The sequence below is a fragment of the Nitrosomonas supralitoralis genome, from assembly GCF_003011925.2.
Classification (GTDB): Bacteria; Pseudomonadota; Gammaproteobacteria; order Burkholderiales; family Nitrosomonadaceae; genus Nitrosomonas; species Nitrosomonas supralitoralis.
On the sequence record NZ_PXXU01000096.1, the window covers coordinates 1 to 5,284 of the forward strand.

At 40.6% G+C, this 5,284-nt stretch carries 5 protein-coding genes; 1 reads left to right on the forward strand and 4 read right to left on the reverse strand.

The window, feature by feature from the left end:
• Together C7H79_RS16200 and C7H79_RS16205 are read right to left on the reverse strand one after the other, a co-directional pair.
• Positions 1-239 (reverse strand): transposase (locus C7H79_RS16200; protein WP_147383648.1); only part of this gene is annotated, 239 nt, incomplete at its 3' end.
• Between the two features lie 157 nt (positions 240-396).
• Positions 397-1,335 carry a hypothetical protein gene (locus tag C7H79_RS16205; RefSeq protein ID WP_106708288.1) on the reverse strand — a complete coding sequence of 313 codons (939 nt, stop codon included), beginning with the start codon at positions 1,333-1,335 and terminating at the stop codon, positions 397-399.
• A 262-nt stretch (positions 1,336-1,597) separates the two neighbouring features.
• On the opposite strand from C7H79_RS16205, the gene C7H79_RS16210 reads away from it, so the two are divergent.
• Positions 1,598-2,155, forward strand: a complete 558-nt coding sequence (locus C7H79_RS16210; RefSeq protein WP_172592488.1) for a plastocyanin/azurin family copper-binding protein — start codon at positions 1,598-1,600, stop codon at positions 2,153-2,155.
• 574 nt (positions 2,156-2,729) lie between these two features.
• Here C7H79_RS16210 and C7H79_RS16215 read toward each other — a convergent pair.
• Both C7H79_RS16215 and C7H79_RS16220 read right to left on the reverse strand, forming a co-directional pair.
• Positions 2,730-4,751: a CopD family protein gene (locus C7H79_RS16215; RefSeq protein ID WP_106708290.1), complete on the reverse strand. Its 2,022-nt coding sequence runs from the start codon at positions 4,749-4,751 to the stop codon at positions 2,730-2,732.
• 13 nt (positions 4,752-4,764) lie between these two features.
• Positions 4,765-5,166: a copper resistance CopC family protein gene (locus tag C7H79_RS16220; protein ID WP_106708291.1), complete on the reverse strand. Its 402-nt coding sequence runs from the start codon at positions 5,164-5,166 to the stop codon at positions 4,765-4,767.
• Positions 5,167-5,284: the final 118 nt, after the last annotated feature.

The following is a 5,284-nucleotide window of genomic DNA, read 5'->3' on the forward strand; positions in this document are numbered from 1 at the left end:
GGATTACCTTGCTCCAACGCAGCATCCGACAAACTATACCACTGTCCCAGCAGAATCGCTTTGAACATCATCAACCTATCAAACGTTTCCTGTCCTCCACCCTGCGATAACTCGCGCTTGTATAAACCTGTAAGCTTCGAACCTAACTCCTCCCAGTCAATCAGGACATCACTCTTCATCAGCACACTGTCTCGTCTCAATCGCTGTGCCAATTCCAGCGTCCAAAAACTCATCTGCATCTCTTGCTCCAACTGTCTTTTACTTGTCACTATTTTATTCGATTATCGCCCTGACGGGGAAGTTGTGCAGTAGTCTTCAGTATGTAGCGGTGAAAATCTGGTCAACATACCTTAATAATATGCAGGACTGTGTGCCTGCATAAACTCTGGTTCATGCCTAATTGAATTGATACGTAAGTAGTGAACGGACATTAAAAAGACCATCATTCTGACTAGAAGTTGCCGGAGGGCGCGTCACCCATAGTGGACTGTAGAAAACCCCCACACTAAACTTAAGCTTGTCGGTCAAAGGGAAGGCAAAACCGGCGCTGGCTGCGAACGTCCAGGTTTCTGCCACTAAGCGGGTCTGATCACGGATACCGAAAGTCTGTGCATTGACCTGAACCTCAGTATCTAAAAAGTTTCCCGATACGGCAATATAAGGAGTTAATCCTCTTAACTGCTCGATACGATAGGCGCCGCTAAACTCGAGTCCTGCAAAACGTTGGCTCGACTTATCTGCCGATTTTTGTTCGCAGCCATAAAGATTCTCCGAGGAACCCGGAGGAAACTTTGCCACATCACTTGGGCAGGTAAATGCACCCTCTACATTACCAATCTGCCCGTACATTCGCACACCAACAGTCCAGAAATCACGCTCAAGCAGGGGACGCTCTAATGCGAATGCAAAAAGATTCGGCTTAATCCCAAAAATTGTAATGGGCGGCACATAGGATAGCGTCAACGCAAACTTCCACGGCAGCCCGATGGTCACGCGTGGCCGGCCAAAAATCGGAGCTTTGTTCAGATCCTCTTCCTTCGTGCCATTGAAACCAATTTGTCGCTGTTCTGAATTGAGTTGGGGAACCCAGCCCAATTCGATCCCGCCCTCGACTGAGCCAGGTACCCTACTGTGCGGCACGCTGAGTCCGGAAAAGAGAGTGATGGACGTGACATAACTCATCGCCCATGCTTCTGGACGATCAGACTGAAGAAATTCGGTCTGCTTTATGACATCCTGTGCCAGTGTCTGATTACTCTGCAATGTGGCAAAAAAAATGAGATAAACTAGACAATGACTTAACCATGAATAGTATTTTGTTAGTAAATTTTTCATGGACTAATATTACTTAACAATAGAGGTAGCATTAGAACCCCATCCAGTAACACATTAGATTAGATCAGGAGCATTATCGAGATCGTTAACATAAACTCGAACGCACCAATAATTCCGTATTATCGGAAATATATCCGATTATTGATACGAAATCGTGGTTATTAATATTATATTTTTTATCTATATTTTAAATAGATAGACTACCGCATATATGTGGTGTAGTGTTGAAAGCTTATCAGTCTATATCACTATCGGAGGTTTTATGTCTCGCCTAATACTTCTATGGTTAATTAGTATTTCATTCGTATCTTCTGCCACAGCTGCTGCAGTTGGTGTAAATATTCAAAATTTTACGTTCATTCCTAATACAATTACGCTCAACGTAGGGGATTCCGTAAATTGGATCAATCAGGATGGGGTAATCCATAGTACAACGCAGGATGCTAATTTATGGAGCAGCGACTTGAATTCTGGAGAATCATTTAATTTTACGTTTAACAATCCAGGAACTTACACATATTTTTGCCGATTTCATCCAATTATGAGGGGCACCATCAATGTTTCAAGCCAAGGAACAATTGAACCAATATTATGTTTATTCAATTGGGTGGAATCTAATTATTCGCAGTTCTTTGCGCCTGCTGGAAATGTAAGTTTATTGCCTTTTCCACCATATACATATCGTTATTATTCTACAACAGATTCTTACTTAGCAGTTTCTTCTGCGGATAATCATGTTTATTATATGTTTGGATCTGATGGCATCATACGTGATGCAGGACCACTTTCCGATTGGCTTATTACCTCTGGCTGCAGATAAATTCTTAAAGGCTCTCTGAATTAACAGTTAGACCTTAACATCAAATCCTCCAATAAACTTCCGTTGTATGGATTTACTTCCGGCAAAGCCGGAGGTAAATCGTTGGAATCTCTTGAACTGACTGTCTGTGAACTCCTAAACCAGCAGCTACACACTTAGTATCAACTGAACATAACTTTTATCTGACTTCTGCATGACCCGGATATACGCTGAAAGCAGCTTTCATCCAGTAAAATGTGCGTTGTCGTTGTCTAGCTAAACACATATCTGTCTCATATTCTTTGGCTATAGCACTTGACCAAGTGACTATCTGGCTTATTTATACAAAGTTTAAATAAGAAATGTGCGTTTTTTACTGAAAAGAATAATAGGAAGTCGCTGATCTTGCAGTTTTTTGATAAGAGCAGATAGAATCACATCACTTTGTTCAAAGTACCGAGCGCATTAAAACTCAGATTCGAAAAAACAGATCTTTACAAAAACACCACCTTATTAATTGATTGAATATTTATTAGAAATAGCAAAATAGCAAATATACACACCAAATTGATATAACCCTCTCGGAATTAGCTGATTATCGAACAAAATCTTCTGGCAAGGGTACTTTCATATTCTCACGATTTAGCAAACTTATTTGCAACTTCATCTGAGCAATATCTGACCAACCTGAATGATCTAGCGATGGAATCCAACGTGCACGCAAATAACCGTTCTTATCTATGAGAAATTCCATATGATCAGGAGTTGATCCGCGACCAATAATATCAGGATGACTCAGCGTTCTGCGTGACAGCGCATAGCTACTTACAATTTCAGCAGCACTCTGAGCCACCACTGGGAAAGGTAGCTCAGCTGCTAATTGCGTCATATCTTTAGCAGCAAGATCTTTAGTTGGCACTGCGAGTACCGCAATATTTTGCTCAACCAATTGCTTATAAAATTGTTTTAACTGTTCTATACGATCTATAGACTGAGGCCATGAAAACATAACCAGTAAAACTGTTTTTTTTCCACGAAAATCCTGCAATGTACCGATACTTCCATCATTGCCCTCGTACGAAAAAACTGGCGGCTTCACATGTGCTTTATTGGGTACAATTTCCGGTGTTAAAATTCGTGCCTGATAGCCACGCGACAATGCGTGAATATAATTAACCAGATCCCATCGATCTTCTTCTGATAGTTTCTCGGCATAACCAGGCATATCCGTATTCTCTATTCCGTTCGTAAGCCAGTTATAAAAATCTCCCGGTGTATGTTCCGTGGTATGCGGCTCAATAAGTAAATCCGGCAGCTTCGTTGATAAGGTTCGTGATTTAATACCATTCCCCATTCCCTGAGGACCATGACACTCGACACAATGCTCAGCAAATAAAGTAGCTCCATGTGCTACTGAAGTCGCGTCAAAAGGTACGGATGGTCTTCGATAAGTTTCAGGGTAAGATTGGATTGCCAGAGGTTGCAATGTAACTACACACCCTGCTATAAACAATAGAGATGGAATACAAATTAAACGATTCGTTCCCCAGTCACGTAATCGACCCAGTTGCAAGACCACTGCAGCAAGCACCAGCACTGCCAAACCCGTCCATACTTGGATGGCAACATTCGGTTGATTCCAGGTAGCGATAATTGAAAATCTGAATGGAAATGGCCAGTTCTCAATAAGTGAATGCTTAACAGGCGTTGTATTGGTAATGATTGTGGCTAACAATAGTAACAACAATGCTAAAACAAATTCAATGCGTACCCATTTCATGATTCCACTGTTACCGCTACAAACCTCAGAATTATCTTTACAATTCAATAAAGGAAGCCAGTAAGAACGTATACGTGCGGCAATCAAAAGGATTATGACTAATAAAAATATTTTGGCACTTAACAGCCAGCCATAAGTAGTCGCAACTAATGCAGCATAAAAATCATCAAATATCCGATCAGCAACTACTAGTCCAGTCAATACAATCAATAACATTGTAGGCAATGCAATTGATGAGAACCGTTTTAATATTTTGAATTCTAAATTTCCAAACTTTAGATTCGTCTCAGTTCGTTGATCAAGAGCTAGAAAAATAATAGCTGGCAAAGCTCCAAACCACACACCGGCCAGAATGAGATGAAGCACATATGGAATGACGGATGAGACTGATAATTCTTCCGCTGCAGTATGACTAGCCAATGAACTTGCAACAAGCGGTAAAGTCGCAATTACAGCACAGGAAATATACTGCCACTTCGTTCTCGTAGTTCTACATAAGTATAAAACTAAGAACAAAAGTAATATTGCGGCTGTAAAACGTAAAATCCATATCTGCCCCACTTGCGTATCTTTTAACAAGCCTAACCAAGCTTCACCCCCCCATAAACTACTAGCATTTCCAGTCACTTGTACTATGGTTGTAGCTAGAATTATAAGTAATCCTAGCGGGATACTCACAGCTAGCCAAGGAAACAAGCGCTCCAATCGCTCAATCCATATTGCTGGATAAGCTCGATTAGCTGCACCTGTAATGGTTAAAAATACACAACTACCAAGTAAAGTTAGATTTGCTACAAGCTGAATCCAACGAGCTGATGTTGCAATGACTTCTATCATTTATTACGGAAATCTATTCTTTAACACTAAAATCATACTTTGATTCAATGACATGACCATCTACCGACATAACTCGGTATTGAACTGTATAGCGTCCAGGATCAATCCGAGGCAAAATTAATACAACAGACTTCGGATCATTTGCCACTAATTCTGGAATATTTTCAGTAATCAAATTTTTATTTGAGTCTTCTACAATTACTGATGCATAAGATCCCTCGATCTTTTCATTAAACCAAAGCTGTATTTGTTTAGGTGGTGCTGAAAGGGCAGCTCTGCGCGGTGGCTCAGATTTAACTAAAGTAGCATGAGCCATTACGGAATTCACATGAAACAATAAAGACAGCACAATTAGTAATGCAGCAAAAGACATTACTTCACGTACACCATACATTGATAATCGCTTATTTTGCACAATCCCTCCCCGATGCTTTGCTAATATTCTACAATGTTAATTGGATGCTCAACGCAAGGATGAGTTCATTGCTCATCTTAAATTCACCGTTTTATCACTTTTTTTATGCTGCTGTGCC

What these genes read in the sequence shown, in the direction of transcription:
- C7H79_RS16205 (WP_106708288.1), bottom strand. Translation starts at nt 1,335, where the DNA reads ATGAAAAATTTACTAACAAAATACTATTCATGGTTAAGTCATTGTCTA.
- C7H79_RS16210 (WP_172592488.1), top strand. Translation starts at nt 1,598, where the DNA reads ATGTCTCGCCTAATACTTCTATGGTTAATTAGTATTTCATTCGTATCT.
- C7H79_RS16215 (WP_106708290.1), bottom strand. Translation starts at nt 4,751, where the DNA reads ATGATAGAAGTCATTGCAACATCAGCTCGTTGGATTCAGCTTGTAGCA.